Genomic DNA, 20,688 nt, shown 5'->3' with positions numbered 1-20,688 from the left:
AGACCTTGCTTTTCTATGCTTCTCTTACTGCATTTTGCATCGAAACTGGCTCTTCTTTTACTTTCCCTTTTCGCTGCGGCACCATATTAAATACAATATTTAAAAGTACTGCTGATGCACTTCCTAGCACAATTCCGTTATCTGTTAAAATACGAATATTTTCTGGAAGTTGTGAGAATAATGTAGGAACGACTGTAACCCCAAGCCCAATTCCGACAGAGCATGCAACAATTAATAAGTTTTCTTGCTTTCCAAAATCAACGCTACTTAACATTTTAATACCATATGCCATAACCATACCGAACATCGCTAACATCGCACCACCAAGTACTGATTTCGGAATGATTGTTGTAATAGCTGCGATTTTTGGAATGAACCCAAGAACGATTAACATACCACCACAAGTATAAATAATAACGCGATTTCTTACTCCTGTTAATTGAACAAGTCCTACGTTTTGAGAGTAAGTTGTATATGGAAATGCGTTAAAAATACCACCTAACACCATCGCTAACCCTTCTGCGCGATAGCCTTTTGTTAATTCTTTTTCACCGATCTTTTTATTACAAATATCAGATAACGCAAAGTATACACCTGTTGCTTCTACAATCCCTACACAAGCAACGAGAATCATCGTAATAATTGGCGTTAATTCAAATGTCGGTGTACCGAAGTAAAACGGCTGAATACCGTGGAACCAATCTGCTTCTCCAACAGCTTGCAAGCTTACTTTCCCCATAAACGCTGCAACGATTGTACCGAACAAAAGACCTAATAAAATAGAAATAGAACGGATAAATCCATCAAAGAAACGATACATAATGATGATAAATAATAATACGCCAAATGCTAACGCTAAGTTTTCAAGACTTCCGAAATCTTTGCTTCCTACTCCGCCAGCCATATCATTAATCGCTGCTGGAACAAGTGTAACTCCAATTACAGTAACAACAGACCCTGTTACGACAGGGGGAAATAATTTTACAAGCTTTCCAAATAATTTCGCAAAAATAACAACAAACAAACCGGCAGCAATAATTGCTCCATAAATAGAAGACACGCCGTATTGTTTCCCAATTGCAATCATCGGCCCAACCGCTGTAAATGTACAACCTAGTACAACTGGAAGTCCAATACCGAAAAAGCGATTTGATAATGCTTGTAAAATTGTTGCAACGCCGCACATTAATAAATCAATTGAGACTAAATATGTTAACTCTTTTTGATTTAAGCCAAGTCCGCCTCCCACAATAAGTGGAACGATAATTGCACCGGCATACATAGCAAGCATATGCTGCATACCTAGCGATGCGATTTTAAATGGATGTTGCTTCATCGCTTATTTCACCTCCGCAGTTTCTTGCTGTACAAATGTAACTGTGCCGTTATCAAGTGATGCAATTTCTGCTAGTGACTCAACACGAACGCCTTGTTCACGAAGCTTCTTTCCTCCATCTTGAAATGCTTTTTCAATAACAATTCCAATTCCCGCAATGCTTGCTCCAGCTTGCTCTACTAAACTCATTAAACCCAAAGCAGCCTGACCGTTTGCTAAAAAGTCATCAATGATTAATACACGATCATTTTCATCAATATGAGTGCGAGATAGTGAAATTTCATTTGTTTCTTGTTTTGTAAATGAATATACGTTTGCAACATACATATTATCTTGTAACGTTAACGATTTACGTTTTCTTGCAAAAATTACTTTTACACCCAGCTCCAATGCAGCCATAACCGCTGGTGCAATGCCAGAAGATTCAATCGTCACGATTTTTGTAATGTTCTCTTCTTTAAAACGTTTAGCAAATTCTTTTCCAATCTCTTGCATAAGTACCGGATCAATTTGGTGATTTAAAAATGCATCTACCTTTAATACGTCACCAGATAAAACCTTTCCTTCGTTCAAAATCTTTTCTTGTAATACTTTCATGTTTGTTCCTCCTCTTATGCAATAAAAAAACTCCAAAAGCCGCCACCACTCGTTACAAGTGAGAGACGTGCTTTTGGAGTTTCGCAAAAAAGAATGCTTAACAAGCAAATATATTCGTCCTCACTCATAGTCAAAGTATTTACGGTACTTCGGTAGAAACTTGCAGGCCATATCCCCGCGATTATATGAGTGTAGCTAACTATTTATTTTATAGAAGGATTATAACGCAATTTTTATACTTTGAAAAGTATTTATTAATAAAACACGTACAAATTTTATAAAAACACTATTTTCGTTCGATTTTTGCAAACTCTTACATTCTCTATTACAACTTCGTTAAAATGACTGGCCCATCTTTTGTAATCGCAATTGTATGCTCGTATTGAGCAGATAATTCCCCATCCATCGTTCTTGCAGTCCATCCATTTAAATCAACTTTAGAATAGCGCATACCTACATTTACAATCGGCTCAATTGTAATTACCATGCCTTCTTGCAGCTTAGGTCCTTGTCCCGGTTTACCAAAATGAAAAATTGCTGGTTCTTCATGAATCTCTTTACCAATCCCATGCCCCGTAAAATCTCTTGCAACAGAAAAACCTTCAGCATTTGCATAACTTTCAATTGCAAAACCAATATCCCCTACATGATTACCGATTATCGCCTGATCAATTCCTTTATATAAAGCACTCTCAGCCACTAGCAATAACCTTTTTGTTTCGTCAGAAACATCCCCTACTATATATGTCCATGCAGAATCTGATAGCGCACCATTTAAGTTTACTACCATATCAATTGTGACAACATCTCCCTCATTTAAAGGAACATCGGCTGGAAACCCATGACACATTTCATCGTTTACAGACGCACATATCGCATATGGATACCCGTTATAACCTTTCTGCTCAGATGTTGCGCCATGCTTTTCTAAATACACTTCAACAAACGTCTCAATTTCTTGTGTTGTTATTCCTGGTTTTATCATTTTTCCAATTTCTCTATGACATGAAGCAAGTAATTTCCCAGATTCATGCATCAAATCTATTTCACTTTTCGTTTTAATTGTAATCATTCTACCTCTCCTTGCTAAGCTTGCTATTTGCTACTAAAGTTCAATCATACACACCCTCTAGCAAAAATTCCAATTACAACAAGTGCAAAACATGTATCATATATATCTGCATCAAAATAAAAAAACAGAAGATCCCCTCTGTTTTTTAGTCATTTTTACATATATAATTCATTTTCAAAAACTCAAAACAACTACCGTTCGTCTCCTGGATAAACGTTCCAACCGCTTCAAATCCTGCCCTTTTATATACTTTAATCGCTCTCTCATTAAATGTCGCTACTGATAGTGTTATATAGTTGCAGCCGTATTTTTCTTCACTAAAATCTAGTCCAGCCTTCACGAACTTTAACCCTAATCCATTGCCAGCTATATCAGGTCTCATTCCAAGTCCTATATCAACCGTTTGATTATTCATTTTAGAAAAACTCAAGTAACCAATGAGAGTACCATTTTCCTTCACAGCAAACGTATCGTCTCCTCTCATTTCAGTACTTAAAAACTCTGCTAAATCTTCTTGATCTGCCTCTATATCATAAAAGGAATATTTCCCTTCATAATGCCAGTTGTATGCAATTTCCTCTGCTTCCTTTTGGTTCATTACTGTAAATGTATAATCCATTCTCCCATCCCCTTTAAAAAAAGAGCTGCAATTAAGCAGCTCTTTTTTATAACTCGTAAATCTCTCTATACTTCGCTTCTAAATAATCAGCTAAGTAGTTTGCATTTAGCCCTTCACCTGTTACATCTTCTAAAATTTCAAGTGGCTTTTTCGTTTTGCCATATTGATGAATGTTTTCTGTTAACCACTCACGAATTGGCGTCACGTTACCTTCTTCTAATAATGCATCAAAGTTTGGAATATCTTTTAGCATTCTTTGCTGAAATTGCGCTGCATACATGTAACCAAGCGCATAAGATGGGAAGTATCCAAATGAGCCACCAGCCCAGTGAACATCTTGTAATACACCTTGTGCATCATTTTCTGGACGAATTCCTAAATATGCTTCCATCTTATCATTCCAAGCCGCTGGTAAGTCCTTCACTTGTAGTGTACCATCAAATAATTCTTTCTCAAGCTCATAACGAACCATAACATGAAGCGGATATGTAAGCTCATCTGCTTCTATACGAATGAATGAAGGCTTCGATTCGTTAATCGCATCATAAAACTCATCGACTGATATATCGTTAAATTGACCGTCACTATACTCTTTTAATAAATCATAATTTTTCTTCCAGAATGATTTATTACGACCGATAAAGTTTTCAAAGAATAATGATTGCGATTCATGAATACCCATAGATGTTCCACTACATAGCGGTGTACCCTCAAACTTTTCTGCAATATTTTGTTCATATACAGCATGACCACATTCATGAATTGTTCCAAACACAGCCATACGGAAATCTTTCTCATCATAGCGTGTTGTAATACGAACATCCCCTCTATTTAATGTAATTTCGAAAGGATGTACCGTTTCATCAAGACGCCCTGCTTCAAAGTCATAATTCAATTGCTTTAATAACTCTAATGTAAAGTTCTTTTGTTTTTCTTTCGAAAAGTGTTCCGATAAAGCACTTGTTTTTAATCCCTTTTTAGACTCTGAGATTTCTTTTACAAGCGGCACGATACGCTCACGAAGTTGACCAAATACGTGATCTAACACTTCTACTGTAATACCAGGCTCATACATGTCTAATAATGTATTATATTTATATGTTTCGTAACCCCAATATGCAATAAATTTCTTTTTGAATTCAACAATTTTTTCTAAATACGGACGGAACATTTCGAAATCAGATTTTTCGCGTGCTTCTTCCCACACACTTTCCGCTTTCGCTTCTAATTTCACATACGCTTCGTATTCAGCTTGTGGAATTTTCTTATTTCTATCATATTCTTTACGACACTCTTCAACCATTTTCTTCGTCGTTTCAGAAAGTTTATCTTTAGATATTAAAGCTTCAAGCTCAGTTAAGTAGTTCCCCATCTCATCTGAAGTCGACATAGCAAACACTTCTGACGAAAGCATCCCTATGACTTCTGAACGCTGATCCACACCTTTTTTTGGTGCACCCGTTCTTAAATCCCAAAACATTAAGCTTAATGCTTCTCCGTAATTTTCTATCTTCTTCACATATGTTAAAAATTGTTTTTCTACTTCATATGTAGCAACTGTCATCGTATAAAAGACCTCCTTTTTCTACCTCAAACTTATTTCGACACGAAAACATAAATTCCTTTTATAATAGAAAAAAAGCTTGGCAAGCGCCAAGCTTTTCCTTATAATTCTTTACCTTCTACCGGAAGTACTTTTTTCACTGCTTCTATCACTTTTTCATCTTCCGTATCTGATAGGAAGATTGATATAGCACCTTTATCGTCGCTCGTACGAATTAAACGTCCAATCCCTTGACGAAGGCGTAAAATCATATATGGCACATCTACATCCCAGAATGGATTATTTACGTGCTTACGTTTCGCTTCAAACACAGGATCGTTTGGAGGGAATGGTAATGACCAAATTATTACATGTGATAATGATGAACCCGGAATATCTAAACCTTCCCATAAATGAACGGCACAAAGTACAGTCTCTTCTTCATTTTGGAAACGAGAAACGAGCTGACTAATTTCTTGATCCCCTTCATATAAGAACGGAACTGACATTTGCTCTTTACTTACATATTCTTTGAACGCTGCAAGTTCTTGCGTTGTACGGAATAATACAAGCGTACGTCCATTCGTTTTCTGTATATTTTCAAGTGTATATTGACACTTTCTTTCCCATTCATTTTCTTTCGTATGCGATAGTAAGTTTACTGCCATTTGCTCTTCATAATTAAACGGTGAGGCAACTGAGAATGATAAGTAATCTTTTACCCCTAAGCTATTTGCAGTAAATGCGAACGAATCGTTGTCCGATAATGTCGCAGAAGAGAAAATGTATGGAATTTTCTTCGAGAATACTTTTTCTTGTAACACTTCTTCAACTGCACGCGGCATAATAACTAACGTGAAGGCACCATCACCTTCTTCACCCCACGTAATTACATTTTTCTCATGCATGAAAAGACGAAGTGAATGTTCTAACACATCTAAATGTTCATCAACGATATTTAAATCGTATGTGTTTACTGTATGCATTTCACTCTCAAATACTAGTGCATCACCGACTTCACCGATTTTTGCATAAAGTCTTTTCGCTTCTGCGGTTACTTTTTCTGTCACAGTAATTTCTAAACGATCAGAACCTTCAATTTCCTTTTTATTCTCTTGTAACACATCAAAGAATCGCTCTGTTTGCCAAATTGTTTCTTCTACTAAATGTGCAAACTCTTCACGAATATCGTTCTGTAACAATCTCGTTAAAAGCTGCTCCATCATCGTTTGCTTTAAACGGTACGTTAAAGCTTTTTGAGCTGCATATTCTACAAGATGTCCTTCATCGAATACAACGCAGCTACTTTCAGGTAATAACGGAATTTGTCCTTCACGTTTACGAGCATCGTACGTCCAAATATGATCCATATAAAAATCTTGAGAACAAATGATTAAATCTGCCGCTTTACGATAATGTTCACGAGAAAGAGTTTGTCCACAACGATGACGTGAATCACAAGTGAAGCAATCTTGGAAGTAATCCCAGTTTACTTTTGACCATTCCTCATCATTTAAAAGTGGAAATTCTTTTCTGTCACCATAGTGAGTAAAGTTTTGCATCGTACCATGATCAAATACAAACTGTGGTAATTCATAATATACGTCTTCAATTACTTCTGGAGCTCGTCCACTCATAACATCTTCAAGTTTACGTAAACATAAATAGTTATCCATCGATTTCGCAAGTCTTACGTCAACAGATAGTCCTAATGCTTCTGATAACTTAGCAATGTCCCCTTCTTCTTTCACAAGCTGCTCAATTAATGTTTCATCTGCACAAGCGATAATAGCAGGTTTTCCTGTATAACGCGCATAACAAATTGCATATAAAAGGTATACAATCGTTTTCCCTGTTCCTACACCCGCTTCTGCGAACATAACTTTTTTCTCTTGGAAAGCACGCTCTAATTGAAACGCCATAAAGATTTGTTCATCACGCTCTTCAAAGCCTTTTTCCGGAAGGATGTCGTAAAATACATCTCCAATCCACTCATTCAACTTATCATAAAAATTATCTTGTTTTCCTACTTCAAATGGTAATCTCTTCTCAGTAAACATCCTTAGCCTCCAACCAAAAAGTTTTTCTATAAAACGATATAGTAACTGCTACTCATATGTGTGCAGCCACTTTCCCCTGTTGCAATACTTAGAAATACACGAAAAAAAATTTTCCTTTCGAAAAAGGAAAATTTTCTTCTATATTAATGACTTTAAATACCGTTTATCAATCGCTGTTTCATGTGAAAGAGCTGATAAATATTCTTCTTGCGCTTTTTGTATTTCATCTACAATTATGCCTTGACTATCCACTTCTTTTCCGAGCTCATCATACGTACGGTGAATAGCTTTTTGAATCATCGATAATTGAAAACTATCCATATCACTGCCTCCTTTACGCATTACATAATAGCCAGTATATGCGTGCTGGAGGAGTTTTATACTATGAATTACGCGGTGGACGTTTTCCAAAGTATTGGTAGTAATCTGTACGGATAAATCCGTTAAATAGTTTACGTTTCTTCGATGCATCTTTTCCATAACACTTCTCAAATGCTTCGTAACTTGTTAATACATACGCTGACCACGTATCTAATGGGCGAAATACTTGTCCCATTTCTTTATACAGTTGTTCAACGAGTGCTTTTTCACTTAAACGTTCTCCGTATGGAGGATTCGTTACGACGTAGCCATAATCCTCTTTTGTTGTGAAATCTTTTACTTGCATTTGCTTAAATGTGATTAAATCACCTAAACCTACTTCTTCTGCGTTTTCTTGTGCAACTCGAATCATACGATGGTCAATATCAGATCCAATGATTTGTAATGGTTGATTATAATTTGCTAAATCTTCAGCTTCTTGACGAGCTTCGCGCCAATTTTGTTTACCAACCCAGCCCCATTCATCCGATGCAAAGCCTCGGTTAAATCCTGGTGCGATATTTTGTCCAATTAATGCAGCTTCAATCGGAATTGTTCCAGATCCACAGAAAGGATCCACGAAAGGACGATCTGGCTTCCAGTTCGTTAACTTAATTAGAGACGCAGCTAATGTTTCTTTTAAAGGAGCTTCCCCTTGATCCATGCGGTACCCACGTTTATGAAGTCCAACACCACTCGCATCGATTGTTAATGTTGCAATGTCTTTCAACATTGCAATCTCAATACGGAATAACGGACCATCTTCTTCAAACCAAGTTGTACGTTTATATGTTGTTTTTAATTTTTCAACGACAGCTTTTTTAACGATACGTTGGCAATCCGAAACACTGAATAACTCAGATTTTAGAGATTTACCGATAACAGGGAATTCTCCGTTCTCTGGAATATAATCTCCCCAGTTTAATGCTTTCGTTTTTTCAAATAGCTCATCAAATGTTGTTGCTTTAAATTCGCCAACTTTAATTTTCACACGGTCCGCAGTACGTAACCATAAATTCGTGCGACAAATCGCCTTTTCATCTGCTTCAAATGTTACTTTGCTGTTTTCTACTTGACATTCATAACCAAGATCGCGAACTTCTCGGGCAACTAACGCTTCAATACCCATTGCCGCTGTTGCAATTAAAGTAACTTTTCCCATTTGCATTCACCTCTTATGTATATTCAAACAATAATTAATAGCAATTTGTCCTATTAATCATTACATTTTACGAAAATTTTTCTCATTAACCATTGTAACTCATAATTTATAACTTCATACAAATAAAAAGCCCTCCTCTAACAAAGGAGAGCTGAGTTATTTCATAGTTGGTTCATAACGTTCTGTAAGCCATGTTCTGTTCCTTTGTACTGCAAACGGCCCACGCCTCGTACTCCGGTAGCAATCATCTATCTACAGGTTATGAAAACCTGTCCTTTTCCGTCGTTCATTTCCTTGGAAAAGATTCCCCTACCATTATTTGGGTTTCTCGCTCGTGGGGTTTACCTCGTTCCACTCCTATCATTTCTTCAAGGACTTCGTCACTGTGGCACTTTAAAGGTAGTCAAACCATATCCGAAAGGACTTAGGTTTTTTCCCTGCCGTTAAACCAGCCTTACAGCCAGAATACCCTAGCTTATGAATTGGCTAGGCACGAACACTACAGCCATCTCAGGCCGTGCGAGCATGGACTTTCCTCTACAACGTTGGCGTTGCAGCGATTGCCCAAACGTTATGACATCCATTAGTATAGTGGAAACAAAAAGATTTTGCAATGTTTTTTTCTATGTACAATGCCTCAACCTTGTTTCCACCTTATTTTATTCGTATAACTTACTTCCAAATACAGCTTTTTCTAAGTTGGATAAACGTTTTAAAATATCCGTATTCGTGTTGTTATATACCGGTTGTGCAACTGGTGTTTGTACAGGTTGTTGTGGAGCTTGTGTTGCAGCTAGTTTTTGTTCTTCTAATTCTCGTTTTAAACGAACATTTTGTTGCTTCAATTGATCAAATTCTTTGTGGAAAGCTTCATAGTCTTTAATAATCATATCAAGAAACTTGTCTACTTCTTCTTGTTGATAACCTCTCATACCTGTTTTAAATTCTTTTTCCAAAATATCTTTCGCCGTTAATTTAATTTTATCCGAAATCATTTTCTTCACCTCAAATTTTTGCCAAAACTTTCATTAACTAAATTTTTTCAGAAACAATGCCTTTTGTCAATCATATATACGAGTACAATATTACATATTACTCTGCATTATTCCACTGTTCCTCTTCTATTATATCTTGTAAATCAGAAAAAAGAATGAAATAACTGTGATAATTTTCTATTTCTCCTTTTTTCTTAGCTACTTCTACAATATATTTAGGACTCCCAGGCTTTTCTTCATCATATACAGCTAAAAGAGCATCACTTTTTTCAATAAAAAATTGATTCTTTAATTTAAATTGCTCTGGGCTTTCGTACTTCCGTTTCGTAATACTATCAATGTGATCTGCTTGTGAAAGAATAAATTCGTAATATTCACGGTTATCTTCTTTCCAATTTTCTTCTTGTTCTAAAAAAGGAGTAAATACCGCTAATTTTAAATCTGGATATTCTACTTGAATTTCAAAAACAACTTCAGCAGCCCACAATTCTACACCTAGCTGGCCGCTTATAATAACCCACTCCAAACCATCTTCTACAAAAGCAGTTAATTTACGATGCAGCGCTTTTTTTATGCAGTCTACTCCTGGATGATCCTTTTTAAATATTCCAAGTTCAAATGGCTTATATCCTGTTACAGCAACAACTTTCATATCAACACTCCAATTACAAAAAAAGAACTAGCATTTTGCTAGTTCTAACATATCATTTACTTTTTAAATATTCCACCAACGTTTGGTCCAACATTTGGTCCTACATTCGGTCCTGGTCCAAACGGGGATACATTCGGTCCTGGTCCAAATGGGGATACATTTGGTCCTGGTCCAAATGGAGATACATTCGGCCCTGGTCCAAATGGAGATATTTGATGACCGTGGTGATGGTGACCATGACCACATGGTCCACATCCACCGCCAAATCCTGGATCGATTGGATCTACAACATTTACATTTGAGTTTGTTTGCGGGAAGAAGTTTTGGTTTTTAATTTGTTGATGGTGTACATGTGTCGTATGCGTTGGGAAAATGTGTGGCACCACCGTTGTTGAAAAAGAATGTGTTACACACTGTTTCGTCGGATGAATGACAGGAGCAGTCGTACAAATAGGTCCTACAGGCTTATGCCCTCCAAAACAAGGATGACAATGATGCATAGTTTTTTCTCTCCTCTCTCGTTAAGAAAATCTGATTACACTTTACAATATGAGAAAAGAGGTGAAGCCGTTTGTTATATATACCCATTTGTTTCATGGAAATTTGTCTAGTGCTACACTTCATTCATACTATTTCATTATGGACAACAATCCATTATCACTTACCAAAGAACCCTCCAACCTGCTTAACAATCCCCGTCACTTGATTCATCGCATTCATCATTTGTCCAGCTGTATTCATCATTTTATTCACATCATAGTTACCATCTGAATTTTTAAATTGGGAAACAAAGCTCGAAAACTGACTTGGTTGCTGTTGTTGCTTTTGTTTATTCATCGTCGGATACGGTTGTTTTGGCGGATAAAACATCGCTTGTTGATTTCCATAGGGAGATGGTGGTGGCATATAATATTGTGAGTTCATATAAGGTTGCTGCTGATTCATATATGATTGTTGCTCTTGTTGCGATTGATTCATATAGGGTTGCTGTTGATTCATAAACGATACTTCAAATGGCTGGTAATAATTTTGATTTCCATAATGAGGCTCGAAAGGATACATATTATACCGTAAATATGTATCCGTATTATATTCGTACATATTTTGCTGTGCATATGGATTTGGTTGCTGATATACGTTAGATTGTTGAAACATGCATTCTCTCCTCCTTCACATAAGTTTCTACATATATAATATGTACTTGTAAAATAATTTGTGTGACGGAGTATCTGTCTATTTTTGTCGGAAGTTTAAATTTTTAAAAAATTAAAAAAGAAAACCCTTCCATGCTATGATAATTAAGAAGAAGATTCTCATGGGGGAGGAATCAACATGGTATTAGGGGATTTAAAACAAGCGTTTTCTCAAAAGAAGGGGTATTACACAGAGAATGTAAATGAATTATTAGACTTTGCGAGACATTGTTATCTCGAAGGAAAAATATGTATATCGGATTACCGAACATTAATAAAAGAATTAGAAATAAACGGTGCAACAAAACCTACAACAATGACAGAAGCTTAAAAAAACAAGAGGGTTTCCCCTCTTGTTATTTACATTGCTCAACTATATTTTGCAAAGTATACGAAATGGCTTGATGTGTTTCAAAAAAACGTTTACCTTTTCCTTTATTTACAAAACATTGTAACACATTCGTTTGTAAATTATCGTACACTTGATCAATTTGCTGTACATGTATATACTTCGGTTTTTCTTCCTTAATCCACGTATAAGCTAATTCTTTCCACACCTTTAATTCCTCATCTACTATGTCTACAAACGGCTTCATATCCTTATAAAAGTCATATTCAATTATTTCTCTTTTTTTTACATTCGCTTCATTATTATACTGCATGAGTTTTTCTGAAGACTGTATTAATGCTTCATACTCCATTTCATTCCCACCTTATTATGCACTCACTACGATGTTTTGAAACGTCTTCACCCAATTCCCTTTTTCTTCGTGATGCACTAATTTATTTTCCATATGCTCAATATGCATTTCTGTTATTTCTATCTTATTACATATTTTTTCGCTCTTATCCTTCAATGCATGATTTATTCTAATTCCTATATTCATTTCCAGCAAATCGAGAGAACTTAACATTTGATCCATTTTTTTCATTACATCTACTTTCTGAACCATCGCCATATACAAAACGCCCCCTTCTTTGCTTTTCCTTTGTCATGTAATTTCGCCGGATAATTCTTCACTCCTGCACACATGACAAAACTAGTTGTTATTCGTCAAAGAAATCATTTTGAATGTCATTTATAGAAATGGTAACAATACAAAAAGGAGGTGTATGAAGATGGCAAAGAACAAAAACGAAAAAAAGAAAAAACAAAACAAACAACAAAATAAACCCGAGACTGGTAATCCAAAGCTTGATGGTCCAAACTTCCCTGCTACATAAAGTGAAAGTTTAATTAATGGGGCTTTTCCAAACTACTAATTTCTAAATCCCCCTTAATCTTCTACTTTCATTCAGTTTTGAGATTAGAATCTTAACACACTTAGCAGGATTTCTTCACATTAAGAAGTCCCATCTTCATTTATAAAGATGGGACTTCTTTTTTATTATATCATGAACTCGTCTATTCTTTTAACAAAACGATTCACGATAGAAACAGCATAGATCTGCTCCCTCTTTCTTCTATACCATTCCTTTATATTAACTTCATCCTTCGGTTCTTCAAATAAAAACAATGCATTCATTTTCGAATCTTCACAAAACCAATCCCTCATTGTTATTTCCTCATGTGCAACAAGAGAATACACATCTCTTAGTGCTGGTGTATAGGATTTTCTAGTTCCCCTTAAGTAATATTCATAATCTTCTCTAGAGCCAGTATGTGTAGTTTGTAGTGCAAACTTATAAAATAAACGTTTATAAGTCGGATGAAACAATAACCACGCTAATTTTTTCCCAAGCTCTATACGCTTTTGCAACGTTTCAAATTGATAAACTGAAAACCCATACATCCCTCCTTCAATGGTTGGAAAAATAACTGCACTAATATGCAACATGTCTTGAACTTTAAAAAGCGCCGTATGAAATACATGTTTTTTAAAGTAGCTATTCTCAATAACTGGTTTTTGAATTTTATTTTGCTCATTTATAATAAGCGCTGTCATAAGCCTATTCATATCTTTTTTCTCCCAGAAAAATGTCCATTCTTTTTCCATGAAAAGTGATACGTTGAAAAATTGCAACAAATGAAAGAGAGGTATACGTCTCCTCTTGCTTTCTTCATATAGTAGTAACTGAGGAAATGCATCTAAGAAAATAATCCAATTAGCCTGTTCATATATGAGAAACAAATGTTTTTTTACTAATCGAGGCAAAACAGTAGCATAATATCTTCCTTCTAAATCAGTCATATTCCAGCCTGCATTTCTCGAAACCATACTCGCTAAAAAAGACCACCTGATTTCACTATTTCTTACATAAAATTTTTGATACGATTGTGTCCGAGAAATGTTGTCCATATTAGCTATTTCTATTTTCTTTTTAATAGTGTGAATGATTGCTTTTTCTTCTTTTGTACAAACCATATTTTTACGATATTGTTTTATTTTTTCGTAATCATTCCATGTAAACATAAATAAGTCATCATGCCTTTCTTCAAAAAGGTCACATCTTTTTTCATTTTTTGATATAATCACCTTTGTAAGTAATTCTTAACAAGTTGGGAGTGGACACACTATGACCATTCGTTACCCAAATGGAAAAAGGTACAATCAAGCTTCACTACCTCCTAAAACACCAATAAAAAAACATACTTATAGTAATAGAGGTATGTCCCTTGAAGAGGAATTGAATGAAACAAATCAATATTACTTAACCCATAATATTGCATGTGTACATAAAAAACCTACACCTCTTCAAATTGTAAAAGTAGATTACCCCGCTCGAAGTGCTGCAGTGGTAAAAGAAGCGTATTTTAAACAACCTTCTACAACGGATTACAACGGTGTATACAAAGGGAAATACATCGATTTTGAAGCGAAGGAAACAAAAAACAAAACTAGTTTCCCACTTCAAAACTTCCACCTTCATCAAATTGAACATATGAAGCAAGTAATTGCTCATAATGGAGTTGCATTTGTTATTATTAAATTTACACTTTTTGATGAATTTTATTTACTCGATGCGAAACATATTATTGCATTTTGGAACCGTCAAAATAATGGTGGGCGTAAGTCAATTACTAAAGAAGAAATAGAAGCGCATGGATCATTGTTATCATGCGGTTATCACCCTCGGATTGATTATATCCGTGTACTAGACACGGTTTATTTTTCGTGATAGAGTCATCACTAAGGCTCTTTTTTCGACTTTTGAGGGAGAGAATGAAAGGTAGGAGAAAGTATAATGTCAGATAATTATCGTTCTCGTACAGAACGAAATCACGCGAAAAATCAAACGGAAGAAACAAATAAAGAAAAAAAACCAAAGAAAAAAGGCTCCTTTTTTAAGAAGTTCCTTATAGGCTGTCTACTTCTTGGTATCGTTGGTCTCGTAGCTGGCGTTTCCGCTTTCTTTGTTATGGTAAAGGACGCTCCAAAATTAGACAAATCAAAACTTGTCAATCCTTTATCAACAAAGTTTCTTGATAAGAACGGAGATTTCTTCTATGAATACGGTGCGGAAAAACGAACCCATGTTACTTATGATCAAATTCCAAAAGTAGTTGAAAATGCATTCCTTGCAACTGAGGATTCACGTTTCTATGACCATAATGGAATTGATTTTAAACGAACTACAAAAGCAGTTATGGAAAATGTCACTGGTGGTTTCGGTTCCCAAGGTGGTAGTACGATTACACAACAAGTAGTTAAAAACTATTTTCTAACGATGGAAAAAACCGCAAAACGAAAAGTGCAAGAATGGTACTTATCTTACAAATTAGAGCAACAATACTCTAAACATGAGATTTTAGAAATGTACTTAAATAAGATTAATCTAGGTAATCGCTCTTACGGTATTGCAACAGCGGCTCAAAAATATTATCAAAAAGATTTAAAGGACTTACAATTACATGAAGCTGCGATGCTCGCTGGCTTACCTCAAGGTCCTAACATTTATGATCCAACAAAACCAGAAAATGTTGAACGAGCAACAAATCGTCGTAATATTGTATTAACATTAATGAATCGACACGGCTATATAACAAAAGAAGAAATGAATAACGCAATAAAGATCCCTGTAACTGAGGGTCTAAAAAAATCAGAACTAACTGAAATGAAGTTTCAAGCATTTTTAGATGCTGTCGTAAAAGAAGTTGAAAAAGAATACCCTGATGTAAATATCGGTTCAGATGGTTTAACGATTCATACAACCCTTGATCGAGGTGCTCAAGAGTACGCTGAACAAATTATGGATGGCAATATCATTAAGTATCCAAACGATCAGTTCCAAGGATCATTTGTATTTATGGATACACAGTCTGGAGAAGTTCGAGCAATTGGTGCTGGGCGTAAAGAAAGTAAGTCTACTTTCAAAGGTCATAATATGGCTGTTGATTTAAAACGCCAAGTTGGTTCAACAATGAAACCAATTTTCGACTATGGTCCTGCAATTGAAAACCTTCAATGGTCTACTTATCATCAATTAAATGACTCTGAATATACTTACTCTGATGGCACAAAGATTAAAAATGCTACAGGTAATTTTAAAGGTGACGTTTCACTTCGTGAAGCATTGAAGAAGTCATTAAACATCCCGGCTTTAAAAACAGCTCAAGCAGTCGGTATTCCTAAGGCAAAAGAGTTTGCTGAAGGTTTAGGCATGACGTTTAAAGACGGGATAGCACATGAATCTACTGCAATCGGTAGTAATGAAAGCTCTCCGTTAGATGTCGCTGGGGCTTATGCAGCATTTGGAAATGACGGTGTATACAATAAACCTCATTTCGTTAAAGAAGTTATTTTCCCAGACGGAAAAAAGAAAAGCTTTAAACCGAAAGAACAACGTGCAATGCACGACCATACAGCTTACATGGTTACTGACGTTCTTCGTGACGTAGTAAAACCTGGTTCCGGCGGTACAGGGCCAACAGCATATGTTTCTGGCTTTGACGTTGCTGGTAAAACAGGAACACAAAACTTTGATGCAAGAGATGTAAAAAAATATGGCATCCCAGCTGATGCTAACAGAGATAGCTGGTTCGCTGGATATACACCACAATATACGATGGCTGTGTGGACTGGTTACGAAAAGAATGGTCCAGAAAATTACATTAGCGATCGTTATACTAAAATTGCGCAACAAATGTTCCAAGTAATGATGAGCAAATTCGCTACAGATAAATCTCGTTTCGAACGCCCTTCTTCTGTACAAGAAATAAACGGCGAGTTATACGTAAAAGGTGCGAAAAAAGATGCAATTAAAGAAATTAAAGTAGATCCACCTAGTGGCCTTAATGTCGCTTTCGATGGCGCTAGTACAGTTACACTAAACTGGTCTGGCCCAACAGCAGTTGATGCTTATGCGGCAACTTATAAAGCTACAGACGGTTCTAGCGGTAGCTTATCAGTTAGCGGTACAACAGCTACTCTTGGTGGTATTAAGCCTGGTGTTACTTACAGCTTCTCTGTAGTAGCGAAAAAAGGTACTGGAACAAGTCCTGCAGTTGGTGCATCCTTCACTGCCCCTGGTGGAACTCCAGACGCTAAGAAAGCTGAGGAAGAGGCAGCCAAAAAGAAAGCCGAAGAAGAAGCTAAGAAAAAAGCTGATGAGGAAACTCAGAAAAAAGCTAATGAAGATAAACTAAAACAAGAAGAAGCTCAGAAAAAGGCTGCTGAAGAACAGCGTAAACAACAAGAGCAACAAGAACAACAACGTAAACAACAAGAAGAGACTCAAAAGAAAGCTGAAGAAGAAGCTAAGAAAAAAGCTGAGGAAGAGGCAGCCAAAAAGAAAGCCGAAGAAGAAGCTAAGAAAAAAGCTGAAGAAGAGGCTCAAAAGAAAGCTGAAGAAGAGGCTAAGAAACAACAAAATACAGGTGAAGATACACCTCACGCAGACGGAAATGTTGTTACAACAGAGTCTTAATACAAAAAAAGAAGTCCTTTCTCTTAACGAGGAAAGGACTTCTTTTTTGTTATCATTTTCTTTACATATAACTTTTCTATTTCAATATACAACTGTGCTAACTGAATATAAGAATGATAATTATTTGGTTTCTTTATAATGAACGAATATCGCTCCATAAAATTAACTGGTTGTACTTCCAATTCACTCGTGTAATCTTCCATTTCATTCAAACTATGAACAGGTTGCTCATTTAGCCAATATACAATTGATAACAAATGTGCTGCAAAAAGAATCATCGGGCCTTCAGCTTCTTGTTTCTTTCTGTTTCGAAATAATGTGGCAATGTCTTCATGCTTAGTTTTCCATACATTCAACATTACCGGAATACTGTTTTCAATTTCATTCCACGGCTCATATTGTCTTTCTATATCAAATATAAAGTAAGTATTTTGTATGATTTCTTCAAAAGATTGGTCTGTATGATACTTAATCGAATTTGCGTTTTTTTGAAAAAATGGTAAGTACCGAAATTCTTTCGGTACTCCTATAACTCGCTCCATCCTTTATTTCCCCTTCATTCGCTTCTTTCCTTCGCGACACACTTCTAGCAATCGGCACTCTTCACATTGTGGTCGCTGCGCTTTACAGTGATAACGTCCAAAGAAAATCAAACGGTGATGTGTAACGCCCCATTCATCCATCGAAATTTTCTTCATTAATGTTTTTTCGACTTCTAATACAGAGTCTTTCCATCTACAAATCGCTAATCGTTTGCTCACCCGCTCTACATGCGTATCGACAGCAATTGCCGGTATCCCAAATGCTACCGATACTACAACATTTGCTGTCTTCCGTCCTACACCAGGTAACTTCGTAAGCTCATCTCGATCTTTCGGCACTTCTCCATTGTAATCATCTAATAACATTCGGCACAATTTTTGAATATTTTTTGCTTTATTTCTATACAATCCAATAGAACGTATATCTTGTTGTAACTCTTCTAGAGAAACACTTAAATAATCTTCTGGTGTTTTATATTTTTGAAATAAATTTTTCGTCACTTTATTTACAAGTGCATCTGTACATTGTGCAGATAATGCCACTGCAATTACAAGTTCGAATGGATTATCATGAATCAATTCACAATGTGCTTCTGGATACATATCCGCCATTGTGTCTAAACAATAACGAATTTGCGTTTTATTTAACATATACTTCCTCCTACATTACTGCTCCAACCAATTATAAAAAGGCACTTTCCCAGTAAATTTCGTCTCTTGTGTTGTTACTTGTTGCGCTCGTTGCTGATTTGCTCTAAATTTCCGTCCTTGATTTTGAGCTTGATCTACTGTTTTAATTCCATTCTTTTTCCACTCAAATAAAATACGATCAATATATCGGAAGTTCAGCTTACCGCTCATCACAGCTTCTCGTAGAGCCGCTTGAATTAAATTCGGATGATGTTGATCTTGATCCTCCCACATTCCTAATGTTTCACATTCAAATGGAGAAAGTGGTCTTCCGAATTCTTTTTCAAATACTGTATATAAATTTACTTGCAGTTGTTTTTTTTCTTTTTGTTCTTCCTCTATTGATTCATTCATTAAGAAATGCAATATTTTTTCCCATAGCGGTTGTAAAGAATAACTTTCACACATCATCGCTTCTGATCTTTGTCCACCTTCTAGTGATAAAAAACCTTTTTGAATCAATGTTTGAATTACTTCCATACATTTCATTTCCGCTATTGTCATTCGTTCGGAAATCTCCGACGGAGTCGGAAACGAATTTCCCGATTCTAAAAATGTATGCACATGAAGTAAAACCATAAATTCCGTTTCATTTAACCCTAATTTTTTATAATGCATCATAAGTAATTTTGGAATCGCAATGCTTCCCTGTTCAAACCACTGTAACATCATTTTCTTTTTCATCACCAAACACCTCGTTCTCTAGTATAACACACCTTTCGCTATTTCTTTTTGCCACAATTCGTCAAAAAAACCTCCCTATTATATAGAGAGGTTTTTTATTTTATTAACGAAATATACAATTAAGCTTTCACTTTACTTTTCATAAACGTATGAATGCGTTCTAATGCTTTCTCTACTTGTTCAAGAGATGTCGCATATGATAAACGAACGTTATTTGGAGCCCCAAATCCTGTACCCGGCACAAGAGCAACTTTTTCCTCTTCTAATAAAGCTTTCGCCCACTCATCAACTGTATCATATCCTGATAAAGCTACAGCCTCTTTTACATTAGGAAATAAGTAAAAGGCGCCTTGCGGTTTAATACAAGTAAACCCAGGGATTTGAATTAATTTATCATAAATAATGTTTAATCTCTCTTCAAATGCTTGGCGCATTGTTTCTACAGGTTGTTGTGAGCCTGCATATGCCGCGATTGCGCCGTATTGAGCAATTGAAGTAGGGTTTGACGTACTATGACTCGCTAAGTTCGTCATCGCTTTAATCAGCTGCTTATTTCCAGCTGCATATCCAATACGCCATCCTGTCATAGAATGAGATTTAGATACACCATTAATAATTAGGGTTTGTTCTTTTAATGCATTAGAAAGCTGGGCAATTGAAGTATATTCCGCATCACCATAAATTAACTTCTCATAAATTTCATCTGAAACGATTAAAATGTTATGTTCTAAACATACTTCTCCAAGCTGTTGTAATTCTTCTTTGCTATAAATCATTCCTGTTGGATTGCTCGGTGAATTAATAATAACTGCTTTCGTTTTCTCTGTAATTGCCTCACGCAACTGCTTTGCTGTAATTTTGTACTCATTGTCTTCTAAACCTTCTACATAAACCGGATTACCGCCAGCAAGCTTTACTTGTTCTGGATAGCTTACCCAGTAAGGAGTTGGGATGATAACTTCATCTCCTTCATCAAGCAACACTTGGAATAATGTATATAATGCATGTTTTGCACCATTACATACAATAATTTCAGATGGATCATACTGAACTCCTTGATCGCGCGTAAATTTCTTCACAATTTCTTGTTTTAACGATTGTAATCCACCTGTTGGCGTATATTTCGTATGTCCTTCTAACATCGCTTTATGCGCAGCTTCCATAATATGCTCTGGTGTATTAAAGTCAGGTTCTCCTGCCCCTAATGCAATTACATCATGACCTTCTGCCTTTAACGCTTGTGCCTTTGCTGTAATTTCTAAAGTTGAAGACGGTGTTAAAGCAGCTACTCGCTTTGCTAATTTCATTTGTAGTT

General features: G+C 35.9%; 22 protein-coding genes, 1 other RNA gene and 1 riboswitch. Of the genes, 3 read left to right on the top strand and 20 right to left on the bottom strand.

Going from position 1 to position 20,688, the window contains the following annotated elements; all coding sequences use genetic code 11:
- Positions 1–13 precede the first annotated feature (13 nt).
- From pbuX to JDS98_RS04605, 13 genes are all read right to left on the bottom strand, one after another.
- Complete coding sequence (pbuX, locus tag JDS98_RS04665) at positions 14–1,336, bottom strand: xanthine permease PbuX (RefSeq protein WP_000809217.1); 1,323 nt, start codon at positions 1,334–1,336, stop codon at positions 14–16.
- Between the two features lie 3 nt (positions 1,337–1,339).
- Complete coding sequence (locus tag JDS98_RS04660) at positions 1,340–1,933, bottom strand: xanthine phosphoribosyltransferase (protein WP_000866492.1); 594 nt, start codon at positions 1,931–1,933, stop codon at positions 1,340–1,342.
- Positions 1,934–2,040: 107 nt separating this feature from the next.
- A riboswitch (purine riboswitch) is annotated at positions 2,041–2,142 on the bottom strand.
- A 116-nt stretch (positions 2,143–2,258) separates the two neighbouring features.
- Positions 2,259–3,005 carry a type I methionyl aminopeptidase gene (locus tag JDS98_RS04655; protein ID WP_199633597.1) on the bottom strand — a complete coding sequence of 249 codons (747 nt, stop codon included), beginning with the start codon at positions 3,003–3,005 and terminating at the stop codon, positions 2,259–2,261.
- Positions 3,006–3,150: 145 nt separating this feature from the next.
- Positions 3,151–3,624 carry a GNAT family N-acetyltransferase gene (locus JDS98_RS04650; RefSeq protein ID WP_000386699.1) on the bottom strand — a complete coding sequence of 158 codons (474 nt, stop codon included), beginning with the start codon at positions 3,622–3,624 and terminating at the stop codon, positions 3,151–3,153.
- A gap of 46 nt (positions 3,625–3,670) precedes the next feature.
- The gene (gene ypwA, locus JDS98_RS04645) at positions 3,671–5,188 is read right to left on the bottom strand and encodes a carboxypeptidase (RefSeq protein ID WP_199633596.1); all 1,518 of its coding nucleotides are present in this window, start codon (positions 5,186–5,188) and stop codon (positions 3,671–3,673) included.
- Positions 5,189–5,289: 101 nt separating this feature from the next.
- On the bottom strand, positions 5,290–7,227 hold the full coding sequence (locus tag JDS98_RS04640; protein ID WP_000493722.1) for an ATP-dependent DNA helicase: 1,938 nt from the start codon (positions 7,225–7,227) through the stop codon (positions 5,290–5,292).
- Positions 7,228–7,365: 138 nt separating this feature from the next.
- A complete protein-coding gene (locus JDS98_RS04635; protein WP_199633595.1) occupies positions 7,366–7,548 on the bottom strand; it encodes a DUF3921 family protein in 183 nt (60 codons plus the stop codon).
- A gap of 61 nt (positions 7,549–7,609) precedes the next feature.
- The gene (locus JDS98_RS04630; protein WP_000521231.1) at positions 7,610–8,749 is read right to left on the bottom strand and encodes a THUMP domain-containing class I SAM-dependent RNA methyltransferase; all 1,140 of its coding nucleotides are present in this window, start codon (positions 8,747–8,749) and stop codon (positions 7,610–7,612) included.
- 180 nt (positions 8,750–8,929) lie between these two features.
- Positions 8,930–9,321, bottom strand: an RNA gene (gene rnpB, locus JDS98_RS04625) — RNase P RNA component class B.
- An 87-nt stretch (positions 9,322–9,408) separates the two neighbouring features.
- Entirely contained in the window at positions 9,409–9,744 is a 336-nt protein-coding gene (gene gpsB, locus JDS98_RS04620) for a cell division regulator GpsB (protein ID WP_000622427.1), read from the bottom strand.
- A 97-nt stretch (positions 9,745–9,841) separates the two neighbouring features.
- Positions 9,842–10,396, bottom strand: a complete 555-nt coding sequence (locus JDS98_RS04615; protein WP_000869384.1) for an SLOG family protein — start codon at positions 10,394–10,396, stop codon at positions 9,842–9,844.
- A 56-nt stretch (positions 10,397–10,452) separates the two neighbouring features.
- Positions 10,453–10,896, bottom strand: a complete 444-nt coding sequence (locus JDS98_RS04610) for a spore coat protein (protein WP_000546286.1) — start codon at positions 10,894–10,896, stop codon at positions 10,453–10,455.
- A 157-nt stretch (positions 10,897–11,053) separates the two neighbouring features.
- Entirely contained in the window at positions 11,054–11,551 is a 498-nt protein-coding gene (locus JDS98_RS04605; protein ID WP_199633594.1) for a YppG family protein, read from the bottom strand.
- Positions 11,552–11,728: 177 nt separating this feature from the next.
- Here JDS98_RS04605 and JDS98_RS04600 point away from each other — a divergent pair, with 177 nt between their 5' ends.
- Positions 11,729–11,920 (top strand): YppF family protein, encoded by a 192-nt coding sequence (locus JDS98_RS04600; RefSeq protein ID WP_000242658.1) that lies wholly within the window; start codon positions 11,729–11,731, stop codon positions 11,918–11,920.
- 25 nt (positions 11,921–11,945) lie between these two features.
- Here JDS98_RS04600 and JDS98_RS04595 read toward each other — a convergent pair whose 3' ends face one another.
- From JDS98_RS04595 to JDS98_RS04585, 3 genes are all read right to left on the bottom strand, one after another.
- Complete coding sequence (locus JDS98_RS04595; RefSeq protein ID WP_000455491.1) at positions 11,946–12,290, bottom strand: YppE family protein; 345 nt, start codon at positions 12,288–12,290, stop codon at positions 11,946–11,948.
- Between the two features lie 15 nt (positions 12,291–12,305).
- Positions 12,306–12,548 (bottom strand): hypothetical protein, encoded by a 243-nt coding sequence (locus JDS98_RS04590; protein ID WP_001252045.1) that lies wholly within the window; start codon positions 12,546–12,548, stop codon positions 12,306–12,308.
- A gap of 429 nt (positions 12,549–12,977) precedes the next feature.
- A complete protein-coding gene (locus JDS98_RS04585; protein WP_199633593.1) occupies positions 12,978–14,003 on the bottom strand; it encodes a DUF2515 domain-containing protein in 1,026 nt (341 codons plus the stop codon).
- Between the two features lie 103 nt (positions 14,004–14,106).
- On the opposite strand from JDS98_RS04585, the gene recU reads away from it, so the two are divergent.
- Complete coding sequence (gene recU, locus JDS98_RS04580) at positions 14,107–14,709, top strand: Holliday junction resolvase RecU (protein WP_000155587.1); 603 nt, start codon at positions 14,107–14,109, stop codon at positions 14,707–14,709.
- Between the two features lie 66 nt (positions 14,710–14,775).
- Complete coding sequence (locus JDS98_RS04575) at positions 14,776–17,457, top strand: PBP1A family penicillin-binding protein (RefSeq protein ID WP_199633592.1); 2,682 nt, start codon at positions 14,776–14,778, stop codon at positions 17,455–17,457.
- Positions 17,458–17,480: 23 nt separating this feature from the next.
- Here the strand turns inward: JDS98_RS04575 and JDS98_RS04570 are convergent, their stop codons facing one another.
- The 4 genes from JDS98_RS04570 to aspB all read right to left on the bottom strand — a co-directional run bounded on the left by JDS98_RS04570 (position 17,481) and on the right by aspB (position 20,680).
- Entirely contained in the window at positions 17,481–17,999 is a 519-nt protein-coding gene (locus tag JDS98_RS04570) for a YpoC family protein (protein ID WP_070172937.1), read from the bottom strand.
- Positions 18,000–18,002: 3 nt separating this feature from the next.
- Positions 18,003–18,650, bottom strand: coding sequence for an endonuclease III (nth, locus tag JDS98_RS04565; RefSeq protein WP_098156744.1), 648 nt, complete (start codon positions 18,648–18,650; stop codon positions 18,003–18,005).
- A gap of 15 nt (positions 18,651–18,665) precedes the next feature.
- Positions 18,666–19,373, bottom strand: coding sequence for a DNA replication protein DnaD (gene dnaD, locus JDS98_RS04560; RefSeq protein WP_000728536.1), 708 nt, complete (start codon positions 19,371–19,373; stop codon positions 18,666–18,668).
- A 119-nt stretch (positions 19,374–19,492) separates the two neighbouring features.
- A complete protein-coding gene (gene aspB / locus JDS98_RS04555; RefSeq protein WP_199631738.1) occupies positions 19,493–20,680 on the bottom strand; it encodes an aspartate transaminase AspB in 1,188 nt (395 codons plus the stop codon).
- Positions 20,681–20,688: the final 8 nt, after the last annotated feature.

This window comes from Bacillus cereus group sp. N11 (assembly GCF_016483605.1).
Taxonomy (GTDB): Bacteria; Bacillota; Bacilli; order Bacillales; family Bacillaceae_G; genus Bacillus_A; species Bacillus_A toyonensis.
This window is presented reverse-complemented; position numbering and strand designations above follow the sequence as displayed.